This window comes from Mycobacterium sp. URHD0025 (genome assembly GCF_000426065.1).
Taxonomy (GTDB): domain Bacteria; phylum Actinomycetota; class Actinomycetes; order Mycobacteriales; family Mycobacteriaceae; genus Mycobacterium.
This window is the reverse complement of sequence record NZ_AUEQ01000001.1, coordinates 155,078-171,989: the sequence shown is the minus strand read 5'-3', so window position 1 is coordinate 171,989 and position 16,912 is coordinate 155,078. Positions and strand designations below refer to the sequence as shown.

Below are 16,912 nucleotides of genomic sequence, written 5' to 3'. Positions count from 1 at the left end.
CCCGAGCACTGCTCCCGCAACCGTTCGGCTCATCGAGAGCCGCTTATCCGACGCATCGTCCTCGGTAGGGTGGGGCCATGCCGACCGCCGCCGATCCCGCTGCGGTCAGCGGCTATGAGGCCCGCTGGGAGCAGCACAATGCCGAGCGACGGGCCCAGATCATGCGGGCCGCGGTCGCGCTGGTCGAGGAAAACCCACCCGGCGCCGAAATCTCCATGGCGCGGATCGCGGAACGCGCCGGGGTGGCGAAGTCTGTGGTGTACCGCCAGTTCGCCGGCAAAGAGGAACTTGAGCGACGCGTCCGGTCCTATGTGTTCGACGACTTCGCGGCGCTTCTGGACACGAAACTCGACGTCACGAACGGTTCGTTGCGCGACATCCTGACCCGCACCGTGGCGGCGGTGGCGGACTGGATGCTCGATCACCCGCGCCTCGACGAGTTCGTCCGGCGCGGACCGACGTTCGACGGCGATGGCTCGCTGGATGCGGTCAGTGAGCTCAAGCTGCGCATGACCAGGCAGTCCGAGGACATCATCGCCGCGATCGCGCAGACCATCGGGGTGGATGACAGCGCCTTCAAGACGGTTCCGTTCGCGGTCGTGACGATGGTGGAGGCCACGCTGTCGGCGTGGATTCGCGGTGCCGCGCCGGACCAGTCACGCGAGGAGATCATCACGCACCTGGCCGATTTCGGCTGGTATGTCCTGGACGGTGCGGCCCGCGCGAGCGGGTTGGACATCAACCGCGACGACGAGTTGACCTCGGTGATCGCCGCGCTGACCAACCGTTAGGCCAGCAGTCCGGTGTTGTAATCGGCGACCAGGCTACGCACTGTCTCCTGGGCACAGGACTTGTTGGTCCCGATGAAACCGGTCGGTCCGCGTTTGATCCAGCCGGTGACATATGCGCCGCGGACCCCGGGCACGCGACCCGCCTGATGCGGCACCGTCGCCGTGGCGTCGTCGAACGGCAACCCTGCGACCGGCCGGCCCCGGTAGCCGATCGACGTCAGCACCAGGCCCGCCTCGATGATCCGTTCGCGTCCCGTCGATTTCACCCGCGTCGAACCGTCCGGTGCGGCGACCAACTCGTTGTGGACGAATTCCACACCGGTGGCCGCGGTTTGGCCCAGGACCGCGGTCGGCGACAGCAGGTACTCGAGCACGATCCGGCGATTGCTCACCCCGCGTGGCCTGGCGCGCAGGATCGCCGCCCTGGGATCGGCGGCAGGCAGCATCCTGAGGTCCTCGTCACGGACGACGACCTCGATACCCGGTGTCGAGCACAGCCCGACCAGTTCGGGAACCGTGAACGCGGACTGCTCGATCCCGCGCCGGCCGACCACGACCACCTCTTCGATCGCGCTGTCGCGCAGGGCGTTCAGCGCATGCGGGGCGATCTCTGTGTCGGCGAGGAGGTCCGGGTCGATGGTGAGGATGCGTGCGACGTCGAGCGCGACGTTGCCGTTGCCGATCACGACGGCGCGGCGATGAGACAGGTCGAAGGACCGATCCGCGTGGTCGGGATGATTGTTGTACCAGGCGACGAACTCGGTGGCCGACGTGACGCCGGGCAGATCGATGCCGCCGATGTCGAGGCGGCGGTCCGCCGAGGCACCCACCGCGTAGATGACGGCGTGCTGCTCGGCGAGCAGATCGTCATGGGTGACCTGGCTGCCGACCTCGACGCCGAGGCGCATCTCCAGGCGGGGGTCAGCGGCGATGTCGTCGAACTGACGTGCCACCCCGCGCGTCCGCCGGTGATCGGGAGCCACCCCGAACCGGGCCAAACCGTATGGGCGGGTGAGGCGTTCGTAGACCCGGACCCGGGCACCGGGAATGGTCAGCACCTCCTCGGCGGCATACATCGCGGCCGGGCCCGACCCGACGATCGCGACGTGGAGCTCGCCGGTGCGTACCTGCAGCGGCGGCACCACCGGCGCGAGAATCGGCCTCGGCCGTGGTGTGGCGTAGAAATCCGCGTTGAGCTTGGTGAACACATCTTCGGCGCCGGTCAGCCTGGTGTGCGGTTTGATGGCGTCCACCGGGCATGCCGTCACGCACGCACCGCAATCGACGCATTCGACAGGGTCGACGTACAGCATCTGTGCGGTGTGGAAGTCGGGTTCGTCGGGTGTGGGGTGGATGCAGTTCACCGGGCAGGCGTACACGCACGATGCGTCGCTGCAGCAGGACTGCGTGATGACGTGGGGCATCAGGCGAGGGCAACCGCTTCGCGGTCCGGCACACCGCGGTAGCGGGCCGCCTCGCCGTCGATTCCGCAGCGTTGCCACACCCAGCGGCCGACCCGGTTCATCAACCCCAGTTCTTCGCTGAGGGCACGCATTTCACCGAAGTAGCCGGACAGGATCTTGCGTGAGTGCGGGCTGCGCCAGAACGCGTCCTTGATCACCTCGCGCGGAATCCCGAATTCCTCGCCGAACGACTTCGGGGGAGCCACGATCTCGTGCGCCAGCCAGCGCAACGTCAGCGGGAATGCGACGCACGCGAACGCCTTCATCCGCCACGACCGTTCCGGCAGATGGGTTTTGAGGAATTCGTGCGCCCAGGAGATGTGGCGTGCCTCTTCGGCGATGTGGATTTGCATGGTCCGCAGCACCGCGGGCGGAATATCGGCGCCCTCGCGGATCAACCCCTTCTGGAAATGATCGATCGGCTCCTCGCCGGCCAGGATGCCTGCCATGAACGCCGTCGGCGAGTATTGGCCCACCAGTCCGATGTAGGGCGACAACCGGCGGAACAGCGGCCGCATGCCGGGAACGTCCAGGCCGCTGCGATTCACCAGCTCCTGGAACATCTGGATGTGATTGCATTCCTCGGTCATCTCGTGCAATGCGTAGCGGAACTCGGGCGAGCCGTTGGGCAGCTTCATGATGAACGCCATCAACCCGCGGATGAGGATGCTCTCGAAGGCCGCGCCCACCTTGATCGAGTTGAGCGTGCGCCAGCGACCGATCTCGATCTGCCGGGCCAGCGGCTGGTTCTGGTACCACGCGGTGGCGCCGAGCGGATCGACGTTCGGTGACAGCACCCAGCGTGGATCGTCGAGGTCGATGGCCAATTCGGGGGAATCCCACGCGATGTCCAGGTAAGGGTCGAAGCGACGACGGACGGAACCCTCGGACAGTGTCTGCAACAGATTCTGGTAATCCGCATCCAACGGTGCGGTCTGAGGCGAGGTGGAAGCCATGGCGACAATTTACCGAGACTTCGCGTCCCGGTAAATAGCGGTCTTTGCGAACTGAGGACGGACTAGGGGTGGTAGGGCACCCCGACCACGCGAAATACGAATTCGGGCCCCACATCGAAGGCCAGCGAACGGCGGGGCAACTTGGTCAGGACCTCGTCCGGGATCGAGGTCTTGTAGTGCAGCGACAACTGGCCGTGGCAGCGCGGATCGATCTCGGCCACATCGGCCTGCAGGGTGAGCCCGTCGGCACTCAACTCGGCGTGCACCGCCCCGACCTGCGGCGCCGACCACGGCTGGTCGATGCTGCGCCCGGCAAGCTTGGGCAGGGTGGACATGGTGGCCAGCGCGCGGTAGTTGGTCAAGACCAGTGCACCGGCGTAGCTGGCGACGCTGCCCGCCGATCTCTTGCCCGGGATCGTTCCGGTGAAGCGCCTGGTCAGCGGGACGTATTCGGCGAGAAACAGGATGCCTTCGGCCTCGGCTTCCGTTCGTAAACCTTCCGGCAGTGCCCCGATGTGCATGAGCTTTCGCAGGATCAGTGCCATGTCTCCGACGGTAGCGCGCAAACATGGCAAATCAGTTGGAGCTGGTAGAGATGAGCTGGTGAAAATCGGGGCCCGATGGCTGAACGTGACCGCGGTGGCGGCGCTCGCGGTGTTTGCGACCATGTGGCTGGGTTCCGCGCTGCACTGGGGCTGGCTGGCCGCAGTCGATGACACCGCGTTGTCCGCGGCCTACTCCTACGGCATCGCCCGGCCGGGGTGGGTGACGGCGTGGGACGTCTTCTGCACGGTCCTGGGCCCGTTGGGGTTCCGCCTGGTCGGCCTGGCGATCATCGTGGCCGCGTTGGTGCGCAGGCAGTACCGCGTGGCGCTGTTCCTGGTGCTGACCGTGGAACTCAGCGGAATCGTCACCGAACTGGTCAAGGCCGTCGTCGACCGCCCGCGCCCCGACACGGCCATGGTCTACGCGTTGTCGTCCTCGTTCCCGTCCGGGCATGCGCTCGGCGTGATGGTCAGCGTGTTGGCGCTGCTCTATGTGGGGTGGCCCGCGCTGTCCGCGCGGGTGCGTGGCTGGCTGTGCGTGGTCGGCGCGGCGGTGATCGTCCTGATCGGCGTGGGCCGCGTGGTGCTCAACGTGCATCACCCGTCCGACGTGATGGCGGGCTGGGCGCTGGGCTACGCGTACTTCGTGCTGTGCGTCCTGCTGGCGCCGCCGTATCAGGCACCGGTCACGGCAGCGGACGAAACACCGGCAGCGCCCGGTAACGGGCGCTGAACGTCGCCTCGCTGCAGGACTCGCCGACCTCGCCGTCGTGCGCGAGCACCGTGGGCCCGTCGACGGTGGTGAACCGGAACTTGGGCACCTGCAACTCGTGATACAGCGGGCTGCGTTCCAGGCGGCCCAACGCGATGGCGGTCGCGATCCGAAGCCGGCTCAACCGCTTGCCGGTCTCCAGGATCCGCACATCGATCAGGCCGTCATCGAGACGCGGACGGTGCGACGGCGCGAAACCCGACGGGAAGTATGTCGAATTGCCAAGGAAGAACAGCGAAGTCTGCAGCGTCTTGTCGTCGTAGGTGATGCGCACCGGCTCGTCGCGACGCAGTACGTGATAGAGCGCGTAGGCGCCGGCCAGCTTCTTGCCGAGTCGGTGCTCGAGCTTCTCCCGCACCCGCACATACTTCGGATAGGCGCCGATGCTGGCCGTGTTGATCACCATGGTGTTCTGCCCGTCATCCTCGTTGAGGCTCACCAGGTCGACATACGCCGCACTACCGTCGCGAATGGCACCGACTGTCCGCGCCGCGCTGTCGCAGCCGATGTCCTTGGCGAAGTGGTTGAAGGTACCGCCGGGAAACACCGCGAGCGGCACCTCGGCCTGGACGGCGATGCCGGCCGCACACGCCACCGTGCCGTCACCACCGCCGACCGCGAGCACCTCGCAGCGCGCGGCCGCGGCGCGGAGTACCTCGACGACGTCGTCGCCTTCGCCCAACTCGATGATCTCGGTCTCCGGCAGCGCGTCGCGCACCTCGTCGACCACCCGGGCGCCCGTGCCACCGCCCGAGGCCGGGTTGATGACGAGCACGACGCCGGCGCCCTGGGGTCGGGCCGGCGTGTGGAAGCGCAGGGGTGCGGCCGTGGGCAGGCTTGCGGTGGGGATCGGTGGGATCACACGGCCGCCCAGGATGGCGATGCCTGCGCCGATGCCGAATCCGGCGAACACGTCGCCGGGGTAGTGGGCGCCCGTCGCAACACGGGAGAGCCCGACCAGGCCGGCCAGCAGCGCGAGACCCAGGCCGATGGGTGGGCTTTCGAGCCCGACCCCGACGGCGAAGGCGGCCGCGCTCGCGGAATGCCCCGACGGCAGGGAATGCGAGGTCGGCATGCGCCGCGAGCGGCGGACCTGCGGCACCAGCCGGTGATCCGGACGGGGCCTGCGCCACACCCGCTTGGCCACCTGATTGGTCAGCAGGCTGGTCACGGCCAGGCTCGCCACACCGCGGGCGCTGCCGCGGCGCGCGGCCGGTCCGCCCAACACTCCGAGGACGGCGCCGAGGGCGAGCCATAACTTCGAGTGGTCGGCGGCCGATGTCAGCTTCGGCATCACGGTGTCGAGCAGCGGACTGGGGGACTCCGCGACCGCCTCGAAAACCTCGCGATCCAACGTGCCAAGGCCGCGGCCGATCCGTCGAAGGTTCATGAGGCCAACCTAGCTGTGAACACGTTCGAAAGCCGCGACCCGATCGTGTCCGAACCTTGACGTCAGCGATAGCCCGCGCGTCCACGATGGACGAGTGCGTCGATTGCTGGTTGTGCTGTGTGCTGCGGTACTGGCACTGGCGTCAGCTCCGGCTGCGCATGCGGTGGATCCACCATGGTTCGCGTCATCGGTCGGCAATGCCACCCAGGTGATTTCGGTTGTCGGCGTTGGCGGTTCGAAGGCCAAGATGGATGTCTGGCAACGTGGCCCGGCCGGATGGCAGCCGATCGGTGCCGGGATTCCGGCCAATATCGGTGCCAACGGTATGGCGCCGCAGACCCATGACGGTGAAATGAAGACGCCCATGGGCGTTTTCAGCCTCGACTTCGCGTTCGGCACCGCACCCAATCCGGGCAGTGGACTGCAGTACGTCCAGGTGACCCCCGACCACTGGTGGGACGGCGACATGAAGAGCCCGACCTACAACACCATGCAGGTGTGTCAGAAGGCGCAGTGCCCGTTCAACACCGATCTGAGCAGTGGAACCGAGAACCTGAACATCTCGGCCTACAAGCACGCCATCGTGATGGGCGTCAACAAGGCCAGGGTGCCCGGCAACGGCGGCGCGTTCTTCGTCCACACCACCGACGGCGGGCCAACGGCCGGCTGCGTCGCGATCGATGACGCCACCCTGGTGAAGATCATGCAGTGGCTACGCCCGGGCGCCGTCATCGCCGTCGCGAAATAGCTCAGATATTAAGGGCCGCACCGGGTTCCAGTTTGAAGTTCAGCCCCTCCAGCGAGAGGGTGGCGTCGTAGGTGCGGTCGTATCCGGTTGCGCTGATCTTCCAGCCGTCGGCCGTCCGCCGGTAGCGGTCGTGATAGAAGGCCGAGCCGAACAGCATGAAGTTCATGCTCGGGACGATCACCCGGTCCTGTAGGTACCAGGTGGCGGTGGCCTCGTCGCCGTTCACCTCGATCTCCGGGTGCGCGACGCGATGCTCGGTGATCACCTCCGGCCCCAAGGAGCTCTTCATGTAGTCGACCAGCGAGTCGCGGTCGGTGAAGTGCAGCGTCTTGCCCATGGACTGCCCGTAATCGCCCGCGATGTCCTCGGTGAGGGTGTCGGCGAACTCGTCCCAGTGCTTGGTGTCCAGCGCTCGCAGGTACCGGTACTTGACTTGCTCGATGTCGTCGATGTCACCCATGCCCGACATTTGAGCACACCGGCCGGAGCCGGTGTGGCGCTATCCCGAACGGCTGAGGTCGCGGGTGGCCGGGCCCTCGATCAGCGTGCCGTCCGGAGCAAAGCGCGATCCGTGCAGCGGGCAGTCCCAGGACTTGTCGGCGTCGTTCCAATTCACGATCCCGCCCAGGTGAGGACACACCGGCGATACCGTCCGCGGGACTCCGTCGACCACACTGTGCGCCTCGAGACGCCACGGCAGCCCGCTGACGACCCCGCAGTCCTCGGCGGCCGGCGTGCCGATGCGGGTCACCGGAGCGATCCAGCCCTTGGCCATGTTCAACCCGACCTCGAGGTTGGCCTGCACCGCGGTGGCCAGCCCGGACAGCTCGTGTGGGCTCCAACTTGCGAAGGCTTCGGCCCAGTCCATTCGACCGCCCAGCATGCGTCCGGACAATGCCAGCGCGGCGGCAACCCCGTTGGTCATGCCCCATTTGTCGAAACCCGTTGCGACCAGGATCTCTTCATGACCCGGCAGGATCGGGCCGACATAGGGAAGCGCATCGACGGGGGCGTAGTCCTGCGCCGACCAGAAGTGGGTTCGGACGGCGCCGGGCCAGTGCATCGTGGTCCAGGACGCGAGCTCGTCGACCGATGCGGCAGGGTCCTTGCTGCGTCCAACGGGATGGCCGGCTCCGCCGACGATGAGCAGTTCTCCGTCGGCAGTCGGCACCGAACGTGTTGAGCGCGTGGGGGAATCGGTCGAGATGAACATGCCTCGAGTGATATTGCCCGGCACCCGGAACGCCATGCAGTAGGACCGGTTGGGCTTGAGCCGGGCGAAGAATCCGCCGCGGTCCAGAATCGGAATACCGGTGGCCAAAACGCACCGATTGGCGAGTACGTCCACTTCGGTGCCGGTCCCGGTCTGCACCCTCAGCTTGAGGCGGGCGCCGCCGTCGTGGCTGACACGTTGCACCCTGGCGCCCTCGACCAGGCGCCCGTCGCGCTCCCGCAGTTCGGCGATCAGGCTGTCCAGCAACGGCATGGGGTCGAACTGCGCCTGATTCTCCAACCGGACTGCGCCGTGGAACGGGAAGGGAACATCTGCCTCGTCGACCCAGTCGACATCCAGACCCGCTGTCCGGCAGGCCTCCAGCTCGGCCTTGGCCCGGGCGACGCCATGGGGCGACTGCGCGTACGTGTAAGCGGCGTGGCGCTGTAGGTCGATCCCGCGGGCCGCGCAGTAGTCGATCAACCACTGCTGCCCCTCCAGATTGCCCTCGGCGTACTGCCGAGCCACCTGCGGCGAGTGTTTGCTCACGATGTCGGTCATCCTGGTGCCCTGCAACAGGCTGATCTTGGCGGTGGTGTTGCCGGTGGCGCCGGCGCCCGCAGTCCGTCCCTCCAGGACCAGCACGTCCTGTCCGGCGCGTGCCAGCAGGACGGCTGTGACCAGACCGGTGATGCCGGCGCCGACCACGACGACGTCCGCGCTTCGCTCCGATTCTTCGGCGAGTGTGGGGGTAACCGGGTGGTGAGGGCGGTCGGCGAGCCATAGCGACGTCATGGTCGTGCTGTACCCGCGGTTTGTGCAGTCAAACGCTGGTTTGCCTGGTGTCACGGTTGCGTTCGTGTTTTCGGGGCGGCTCGGAACGGTGTCGCAATGTTCGACATCGACATACACGACGGTGCGCGTCGGCTCTGAATTCGTTGCCATGCTGTTGCGCATGGCCGGCATCGTCAGTGACCAACACTGTTCCTGTGTGCCGCATAAGCGTTGCTGAACAGTCCAAAACCGCACCGGCGGAACGTGCTTGGTGGCGGGCCTCACGGAGTGTCGAAAGGCCCCGGCGCCGCGCGGCGGCTATCGTGGCGTGCGTTATGAGCGGCCCGTTGGGGTTGTCGATCGGGACCACCAACTTGGTTGCGGCGCGCGTCGGCAATCAACCTGTCAGCCGGCGTTCGGTGTTGACCTTGTCGACGGACCGGACGCCGCAGGTCGGCATGCCCGAATCCGGACATGGTGTCACGTTGAGCGGATTCGTCGAGCGGGTCGGTGATCCCGTGCCGCTCGTGGCCCCCGACGGCGCGTCCTATCCCGCGGACACCCTGCTGGTCGAGGCTCTCGACGCCATGGTGGAGCTTGCCGGTGGGCCCTCCGATCAGTTGGCCATCGCCGTCCCCGCGCACTGGGGAGCCCCCACGCTGCGTGCCCTGCGCCATGCGCTGCGTACCAACCCGGCCTTCTCCCGTGACGGGAGGCCGCCGCGGCTGGTTCCCGATGCCGTCGCCTCCCTGGCGGCGCTGCGGGCCAATCCCGGACTGCCGTCCAACGGCGTGGTGGCCCTGCTGGACTTCGGCGGCGGCGGTACCAGCGTCACGCTGGCCGACGCCACGTCGGCCTTCGAGCCGATCGACGAGACCACCCGCTATCCCGATTTCTCCGGCGACCAGATCGATCAGGCGCTGCTCGCGCATGTGCTCGACGGCGTGGTCCAGGCCGGTGGCATCGATCCGGCGGCGACCGCGGCGGTCGGATCGCTGGCCCGGCTGCGTGAGGAGTGCCGTCAGGCCAAGGAACGGCTGTCGGCAGACACCGCGACCGATCTGGCGGTCGAACTGCCCGGTTATTCGGCCACCGTGCGCATCACTCGCACCGAGCTCGAGTCGCTGATGCAAGCCCCTCTCGCCGGCGTATTGGATGCGTTGGAAAAAGCGTTGGAGCGCAACGGGATCAGCTGGCCGGCGGTCTCGGCGGTGGTGACCATCGGTGGCGGCGCAAGCATCCCTCTTGTCACCCAACAGCTTTCGGAACACTCGCAAGCCGTGGTGGTGACCACGCCGCAGCCTGCACTCGACGCCGCGATCGGCGCGGCACTGTCCGCCGCGTACCTCTCCGACGCTGACGCGCAAACCGGTGTGGCCCCCACCCTGGGGGTCGCGGCTGTCGTGCCGACGGCCGGAATCCCTTCCGGCGCAGGAGGATCCGAAGGTTCCTCCACGTTCCGGGCGCTGGCCTGGTCCGAGGACGACGCCGGAGACGACGTGGTGCCCTACACCGGGCCCGACCTCGTCGACTCCTACGGCAGCGAGACCGCGGCGCGTCCGGCCGTGCAGTACGTGCCGCCGACGGGGCCGATCGAGCAGCCGAGCGGGGGCTGGCAGCGGTTGCCGCTGACGGTTTTCGCGGTTGCCGCGGCGCTGGTCGTGGTGGCCATCGGTGGCGTGACCTATGCGTTGACCAGCGCGACGGGCACGGCGCCGAGTTCAGAGGTCAAGCCGCCCGAGCCCAAGCCGTTGCCGCCGCAGGAGGTGGCGCCCAGCCCGGTCGAGGCCCCGCCGCCGGCGCCTGTCGAACCGCCGCCCGCGCCAGAACCGGTGACCCAAGCGCCGCCGCCGGTCACCGTGACGCAGGCGCCCCCGCCGCCGGTGACGGAAACCCACGTCGTCACGCAGACCACGACGCCGCCTCCCGTCACGACGACCACAACGACAACCACCACGACCACGACAACGACGCCGCCGACGACCACCACGACGACGCCGACACCGACCACCACGACGACGAATCCGATGACGACGACCTATGTCACCGTGCCGTTCGTCCCGGTGCCGATTCCGATCCAGGTGCCGAACCGCGGTGAGACACAGCAGCCTCAGTACCCGTACCAACAGCAGCCGCAATATCCGTATCAGCAGCAGCCGCAGTATCCGTATCAGCCGTACCCGTGACGCGAATTGCGTTGCTGTGGTTGTGCTGATCGGAGTTTGGCGCAGGTAATGTGCTGCCGAGCCGCCGGCCCGGATGTACCTTTCGATCAACAAACCGGGAGGTACCGTGAATCGCATTCATGCCGTCGTCGTCGGCGTACTGACCTTGTTCGTCGCGGGTGCGCTGTCCGCACCGGCCTCAGCCACGCCTGCCGAAGGTGACGTGGTGCGCACTGATCTCGGCAAAGGCACGACCACCGCACCGATCTGGGTGGTGACCGCGGGCCAGCCCACCACGTTGCATGTGCAGGGCCTGCTGCTGAAACCCGGCGCCGGCAGCGGTTGGCACAGTCATCCGGGATGGGAACAGTCGGTGATCAACGAGGGGGCGGTGGTGGTGCAAACCGCTGCCGACTGTGCGCCCGTGGAATACACCGCCGGCCAGGCGGTCGTCATTCCCGCCGGGGTGGCGCATCGAGTGACCAACGAGGGCTCCACCGACGCCGACGTCGTGGTGACCTACACATTGCCCGCCGACGCTCCGGTGCGTGATGACGCGGTTGCCGTGTGTTCCTAGCTGGGCAAACGCATCTGGTGCCGCGAAACTTTGGGCAGGGGTCAGAAATGTGGGTAAGAGTTCGGTTAAGGTTCTGCTGTGCCTGAGATGGATCGTCGCAGTGTGATGTTCATGATGGGTCTGGGGGTGGCAGCGGCTGCATTGCCTGCCGGGACGGCCAACGCCGACCCTGCTATTGGCGATAACCCGCCTGCGCCTGCCCCCGGAGCGCCCACCCCGCCGGCCGCTGCGGCGGCCTCACCGACCTTCGTGTTCCAAGATGAGTTCAACGGTCCGGCCGGCTCTCCGCCGGACCCGGCGTGGTGGCACCTGGTGCCCGAGCGCGAGACCATCAAGAACCCGGTCGAGTGGGACAAGCCGTTCAACATGGGCCGCTACGTCACCGATACCGACCACGCGTTCCAGGACGGCAAGGGCAACCTGGTGATCCGCGCGACACGCGGCCCGGGCACCACCATTCAGGAGAAGTACGCCGGCGCCAAGGTCGTCGGAAACTGGCGCGGTGGCATCGGCACCACGTGGGAGGCCCGGGTCAAGCTCAACTGCCTGACCGACGGCGCATGGCCCGCGTTCTGGCTCCTGAACGACGATCCGGTCCGCGGTGGCGAGGTCGACCTGGTGGAGTGGTACGGCAACCGCGACTGGCCGTCGGGCAGCACGGTGCACGCTCGGCTGGACGGTGAATCGTTCGCCACCGACCCGCACCCCATCGACAGCGGGTGGCACACCTGGCGGATGTCGTGGACTCCGACGGGCATGTACTTCTGGAAGGACTACGCCCCGGGCATGGAACCGTTCTTCGAGGTTCCGGCGAACTCGTTGGAGGACTGGCCTTTCAACGATCCGGGCTACACGTTGGTGCCGGTGTTCAACATCGCCGTCGGCGGCTCGGGTGGCCGTGATCCGAGTGGCGGCAACTACCCGGCCGAGATGCTGGTCGACTGGATCCGCGTTTTCCAGGGCTGATTTTCTTTCGGCGTTTAAGGGGTGACGGCCGTCCGCAACTTTCCGGGTGGCGGTGTGCGTAGGGCTTCCTCGATGTCCTCAAGCGACACCGGCGCGACGACGAGCGGTTCCCACGGATAGCGTTCGCGGGTTTCGTCAAGAAACTTGACGGCCCGATGCAGGTGCCGGGGTTCATAGTTGTGCACACCGGTGATGGTCAGCCATTGCCGCACAACGGTTTCCGGATCCACCGTCAACGGCGGCCCGGGAGTGACCGAACCGGCCAGCACCAGGGTGCCTCCGGTGTCGAGCCGGCCCAGAGCATCTGCGACGGCCACGGAGGACCCGGTGTAGTCGATCGCCACGTCAACCGGACCGCCATCGGAGGCGCGCCCACCGAACTCCGGGACCAATGCCAGACGGTCGGCATCGAGATCGACCACCTGCACGTCCGCCCCGGCCTCGGCGCACGCCGCGACCGCGGTGAGTCCGAGCATGCCTGCCCCGCCGATCAGGACCCGCCTACCCGTCAATTCGCCTGCGGCTTCGAGGGTGGCCATGACCGTCGCGGTCGCGCAGGCGGCGGGTGCGGCGACAGCGTCGGGCAGCGAGTCGGGGACCAAGGCGATCGTGGTGCCACGCGGTAGCAGCACATGTGCGGCATAGGAACCCGACAGCGGCCAGTCCCCATCGAACGCTTCGTGCCCGACTTTGCGCACCGACAGGCATTTGGCGCTCCGTCCGGACCGGCACCGCGGGCATTGCCCGCATGCCACTGTTACGGACCAGATGATGCGTTGCCCGGCTTGGGCGTCCGTGTCAGGACCGGTGGCGACGATGTCGCCGACGGCCTCATGGCCGAGGATGGACGGGCAGGCCGCGGGACGGCGACCGCAAACGGTGTGTAAATCGCTGCCGCACACCGTGGCCAGCCGGACCCGAACCAGGACCTCGCCGGTGCCGAGGGCGGGTATCGGGACGGCTTGCACGTCGACGCCTGTACCGGTCCACACCGCGGCCGCCGTCATACGAGGCGGGATCGGATCCATCCGGACAACCTTTCGATGGCGTAGACGATGACGAAGATGACGATGACGATCGCGCCTGCGATGTCGAAGTTCAGCGTGCGGATGGACTCGAACAGCAGGTAGCCGACGCCACCGGCGCCGACGATGCCGAGAATGGTCGAGGTCCGCACATTCACGTCGAACATGTACAAGCTGGACCCGACCATCGCGGGCATCGCCTGCGGAATCACCGCGGCGAACAATGTTTTCCACCATCCGCCGCCCACCGAGTGCACAGCCTCCAGCGGCCCGGGGTCGATCTCCTCGACCGCGTCCGCGACCAGTTTGCCCAGGAATCCGATCGAGCCGATGGCCAATGCACAGGTACCGGCGATGGGGCCCAGGCCCAATGCGGCGACGAACACCACGGCCAGGATGAGCTCAGGCACCGCCCGCACCAACAGAATCCACGCCCGGGCCACCCAGTAGACCGCCGGATGAGGAGTGACATTGCGGGCAGCCAGGATTCCGACCGGGATCGACAGCACCACACCGATGGCGGTGGACACCACGCCGATCGCCACGGTTTGCCAGGCGGCCGCGACCAATTCGCCTCCGAGCGCTCCGAAGTTGGGCGGGATCATCCGGGTGAACACCTCGATGGCCGGCCCGACCCATGTCACCAGGGACACCGGGTTGACCTTCAGCGCCACCAGGGCTGCGAGGCAGGTTGCGACCAGGGCACCGCTGAAGAGGAACCGGGCGGCACGTTCGCGAGCGGGATTCGACTGCGCCGAGTCCAGCAGCATCCGCCGGATCACGATGGACAGCAGTTCCATCGCCGCGATGATCGCCAGGATGACGCAGGCGATGCCGAGGGCGCGCGGATAGATCAAGCCGCGCAACGCATCCTGCAGCGCGAAGCCGATCCCGCCGGCACCGACGAAGCCCAGCACCACCGACATTCGCAGATTGATGTCGATGCGGTAGATGAACGTCGCGATCCAGGAGGGCACAACTTGAGGGACGACTGCGTTGAGCATCTCGCGGAAATAGCCGACGCCGGTGCTGCGCACCGCTTCCCGCGGACCGGGATCTGTCTGTTCGATGGCGTCGGCGAACACCTTGCCCAGCATGCCGATCGAATGGATGGCCAGCGCGAGAATACCTGGGAGCACACCGATTCCGAGGGCCCGGACGAACAGCACGGCGAACAACAGGTCCGGCATGGCGCGGCAGAACGTGATGATGGCCCGGGCCACGGCCTGCACCGCCGGGTGCGGTGTGGTGTTGCGGGCGGCCAGGAAAGCCAGGGGCACTGAGGCTATCGCGGCCAGCACCGTTCCCAGCACGGCCATCAGCAGGGTCTCGACGGCCAGGCCGCCGATGCGCCCCGGATCATCCAGGCGCGGCGGCATCATCCGCTCCAGCAGCGCCACAACCTCGTCGACGCCGTCCAGCAAGGTCCCCGGCGCGAAGTCGACATACCAGGCCGCGACGATGGTGGCCAGTAACGCGGCGACCGTGACGAGGTTCAGCAGCCCGGGCAGGGTTCTGTGCGGTGGGGTGGAGATGGCCGGGCGTTCGGCGAGTTCGGTGCTCACGAGGGACGGGCCGCCGACTGCGCCGCGGGGTCGACGCGTTGGTAGATCTCCATGACGTCCTCGCGGCTCATCCCGACCGCGGGCCGGTCGAGGATCTTCTGCCCGTTGCGCAGGCCGACCAGCCGATGCGCCCAGCCCAATGCGAGGTCCACCTGGTGCAGCGTGCACACCACGGTCAGCTTCTCCTCGATGCACACCCGGAACAGCAGATCCATGACCACACCGGCGTTTTCGGGATCCAACGAGGCCACGGGCTCGTCAGCGAGAAGCAGGCCGGGTTTCTGCATCAGGGTGCGGGCGATCGCGGCGCGCTGCTGTTGCCCGCCGGAGAGCGTGTCGGCCCGCCGGTCGGCGTAATCGGCCAGGCCGACCCGATCGAGATGGGCGAGGGCTTCGGCGCGCATGGCCTTGGGGTAGGTCAGCGCGCCGTAGCGGGGGAGCCGCAGCTGGCCCAGGCCACCGATGAGCACGTTCTCCAGGCAGCTCAACCGCCCGACCAGGTTGAAGTGCTGAAAGACGAACCCCACATTGCGGCGAAGGCCGCGTAGTTGCTTGGCTGAGGCGGATTCGACGTGGGTGCCGCCGACCTCGACGCTGCCGGAGGTGACCGGTTGCAGCCCGTTGAGGCAGCGCAGCAGGGTGGACTTGCCCGAGCCCGACAGTCCCAGCAGCACCAGCATCTCGCTGCGCCGGACGTCGAGGCTGACCTGGTCCAGAGCCAGGGTGTCACCGAAGCGTTTCGTGACGTCGCGGGCGATGACGACGAGATCGTCGCCCGCGACGGGGTGGTGGGGTCCGCTGGCGCTCATGGGTTTCAGCCCTTGCACTTCTCGGAACCGGTGACGTCGCAGACGTGGCGGACACCGCTGTAGTCCGAATCCTCGACCGGCACAAAGCCCCAGGCGCGTTCATCGGTGATCCGGCATGCGTCGCCCTGGCAGAAGCCTTCTGCTTCGAGGTTGGGCACGTTGACCTTGTCCGCGAAGAGGGTCTTGAGCTTGCCGATGGCCTCGCTGCCCAGCGAGTCGTTGGCGGCGAACACCGAACCGGCGATCATCTCCGACTTCCATACCGTCTTGAGCTGGCCGGGTTTGAGGTCGCCCTTGGCGATCATCGTCTTGTCCACCATGGTGTCGAACGCGAAGCCGGCGTCGCAGTCGCCGTTGGCGATCGCCAGGGCCGAGGAGTCATGGCCACCGGCGAAGATCGGGGACATCGCCTTTGACAGGTCGCCCTCGGAACCGGATTTGATCACTCCCGCCTCGATCAGCCCGGCGGTCGGATAGAGGAATCCCGACGTCGAACTGGGATCCACGAAGCAGACCTTCTTACCGGCAAAGTCCTTGAGGCCATTGATGTTCGCTTCATTCGCGCGGGCCAGACCATAGGACTGGTAGCCGGGCTTTGCGCCCTGCTCCTGGATTACGGCGCCGACAGGAGTCGTCTTTGCCCCGTTGACGCCGGCGACCACATAGGCGAAGGGGCCGAAGAAGGCCAGGTCGACGTTGTTGGCGATGATGCCCTCGACCACCCCGGCATAGTCGGAGGCCTGTACGAACTCGACCTTGGCGCCGGTCTCCTTCTCCAGCAGCTTGATCAGCGGCTGGTAACTAGCCTTGAGGTCGGTGGAGTTCTCGGCCGGAATGGCGGCCAGGGTCAGGGTTTCGGGGAAGCCCTGAGAGGTCTTGGCGTCGGAGTTGTCGGAACTGGAGCAGCCTGACAATAGGAGCGCGGTACAGGCGGCTGCCACGGTCGCGATCCGGGCTGACGTACGAGAGGTACGGAACTTCATGGTGCGCGGGACCTTTCGGGCGGGGACGTTTGGCGGGCAGTGCGCCTGCGGGAGCGGACAACTGCCCTGCCCCACACCCTGTGGGCTGGTCTATACCAACGGGTGCATCCAAGTTGGCGAGGAGGTTAACAACACGGCAAGTCTTGGTCTATACCAAGACTTGGTACTGT

Annotated in this window: 16 protein-coding genes; 6 read left to right on the top strand and 10 right to left on the bottom strand. The window is 67.0% G+C overall.

All coding sequences use genetic code 11. From position 1 onward, the window contains the following. Positions 1-77 precede the first annotated feature (77 nt). Positions 78-791 carry a TetR/AcrR family transcriptional regulator gene (locus tag H977_RS0100800; protein ID WP_029106076.1) on the top strand — a complete coding sequence of 238 codons (714 nt, stop codon included), beginning with the start codon at positions 78-80 and terminating at the stop codon, positions 789-791. Here H977_RS0100800 and H977_RS0100795 read toward each other — a convergent pair. The 3 genes from H977_RS0100795 to H977_RS0100785 all read right to left on the bottom strand — a co-directional run bounded on the left by H977_RS0100795 (position 788) and on the right by H977_RS0100785 (position 3,755). Next, entirely contained in the window at positions 788-2,215 is a 1,428-nt protein-coding gene (locus tag H977_RS0100795; protein WP_029106075.1) for an FAD-dependent oxidoreductase, read from the bottom strand. The two genes, H977_RS0100800 and H977_RS0100795, sit on opposite strands and share 4 nt — an antisense overlap. Beyond that, complete coding sequence (locus H977_RS0100790) at positions 2,215-3,210, bottom strand: AurF N-oxygenase family protein (RefSeq protein WP_029106074.1); 996 nt, start codon at positions 3,208-3,210, stop codon at positions 2,215-2,217. The genes H977_RS0100795 and H977_RS0100790 overlap by 1 nt, the downstream gene beginning before the upstream one ends. A gap of 62 nt (positions 3,211-3,272) precedes the next feature. After that, positions 3,273-3,755: a hypothetical protein gene (locus H977_RS0100785; RefSeq protein WP_029106073.1), complete on the bottom strand. Its 483-nt coding sequence runs from the start codon at positions 3,753-3,755 to the stop codon at positions 3,273-3,275. A gap of 121 nt (positions 3,756-3,876) precedes the next feature. On the opposite strand from H977_RS0100785, the gene H977_RS0100780 reads away from it, so the two are divergent. After that, positions 3,877-4,488, top strand: a complete 612-nt coding sequence (locus H977_RS0100780) for a phosphatase PAP2 family protein (RefSeq protein ID WP_231395864.1) — start codon at positions 3,877-3,879, stop codon at positions 4,486-4,488. Here the strand turns inward: H977_RS0100780 and H977_RS0100775 are convergent. After that, positions 4,442-5,917, bottom strand: a complete 1,476-nt coding sequence (locus H977_RS0100775; RefSeq protein WP_029106071.1) for a bifunctional phosphatase PAP2/diacylglycerol kinase family protein — start codon at positions 5,915-5,917, stop codon at positions 4,442-4,444. The genes H977_RS0100780 and H977_RS0100775 overlap by 47 nt on opposite strands. A gap of 94 nt (positions 5,918-6,011) precedes the next feature. Here H977_RS0100775 and H977_RS0100770 point away from each other — a divergent pair, with 94 nt between their 5' ends. Next, on the top strand, positions 6,012-6,665 hold the full coding sequence (locus tag H977_RS0100770) for a L,D-transpeptidase family protein (RefSeq protein ID WP_029106070.1): 654 nt from the start codon (positions 6,012-6,014) through the stop codon (positions 6,663-6,665). Position 6,666: 1 nt separating this feature from the next. On the opposite strand, the gene H977_RS0100765 is transcribed toward H977_RS0100770, so the two are convergent. Together H977_RS0100765 and H977_RS0100760 are read right to left on the bottom strand one after the other, a co-directional pair. Next, positions 6,667-7,125, bottom strand: coding sequence for a nuclear transport factor 2 family protein (locus H977_RS0100765; protein WP_029106069.1), 459 nt, complete (start codon positions 7,123-7,125; stop codon positions 6,667-6,669). A gap of 39 nt (positions 7,126-7,164) precedes the next feature. Beyond that, positions 7,165-8,673, bottom strand: coding sequence for an FAD-dependent oxidoreductase (locus H977_RS0100760; RefSeq protein WP_029106068.1), 1,509 nt, complete (start codon positions 8,671-8,673; stop codon positions 7,165-7,167). 314 nt (positions 8,674-8,987) lie between these two features. Between H977_RS0100760 and H977_RS0100755 the strand changes: the two genes are divergently transcribed. The 3 genes from H977_RS0100755 to H977_RS0100745 all read left to right on the top strand — a co-directional run bounded on the left by H977_RS0100755 (position 8,988) and on the right by H977_RS0100745 (position 12,360). Further along, on the top strand, positions 8,988-10,838 hold the full coding sequence (locus H977_RS0100755; protein ID WP_029106067.1) for an Hsp70 family protein: 1,851 nt from the start codon (positions 8,988-8,990) through the stop codon (positions 10,836-10,838). A gap of 106 nt (positions 10,839-10,944) precedes the next feature. Beyond that, positions 10,945-11,394 (top strand): cupin domain-containing protein, encoded by a 450-nt coding sequence (locus H977_RS0100750; protein ID WP_029106066.1) that lies wholly within the window; start codon positions 10,945-10,947, stop codon positions 11,392-11,394. Positions 11,395-11,481: 87 nt separating this feature from the next. Then, complete coding sequence (locus H977_RS0100745; RefSeq protein ID WP_029106065.1) at positions 11,482-12,360, top strand: glycoside hydrolase family 16 protein; 879 nt, start codon at positions 11,482-11,484, stop codon at positions 12,358-12,360. A 14-nt stretch (positions 12,361-12,374) separates the two neighbouring features. Here the strand turns inward: H977_RS0100745 and H977_RS0100740 are convergent, their stop codons facing one another. Genes H977_RS0100740 through H977_RS0100725 form a run of 4 tightly spaced genes read right to left on the bottom strand, consistent with a single transcriptional unit; the run spans position 12,375 to position 16,742 of the window. Further along, positions 12,375-13,388, bottom strand: a complete 1,014-nt coding sequence (locus tag H977_RS0100740; protein ID WP_029106064.1) for a zinc-binding dehydrogenase — start codon at positions 13,386-13,388, stop codon at positions 12,375-12,377. Further along, entirely contained in the window at positions 13,364-14,950 is a 1,587-nt protein-coding gene (gene phnE / locus H977_RS0100735) for a phosphonate ABC transporter, permease protein PhnE (protein ID WP_029106063.1), read from the bottom strand. Before phnE ends, H977_RS0100740 begins: the two co-directional genes overlap by 25 nt. Next, positions 14,947-15,759: a phosphonate ABC transporter ATP-binding protein gene (gene phnC, locus H977_RS0100730; protein WP_029106062.1), complete on the bottom strand. Its 813-nt coding sequence runs from the start codon at positions 15,757-15,759 to the stop codon at positions 14,947-14,949. The genes phnE and phnC overlap by 4 nt, the downstream gene beginning before the upstream one ends. Positions 15,760-15,764: 5 nt before the next feature. After that, entirely contained in the window at positions 15,765-16,742 is a 978-nt protein-coding gene (locus H977_RS0100725) for a phosphate/phosphite/phosphonate ABC transporter substrate-binding protein (RefSeq protein WP_029106061.1), read from the bottom strand. Positions 16,743-16,912: the final 170 nt, after the last annotated feature.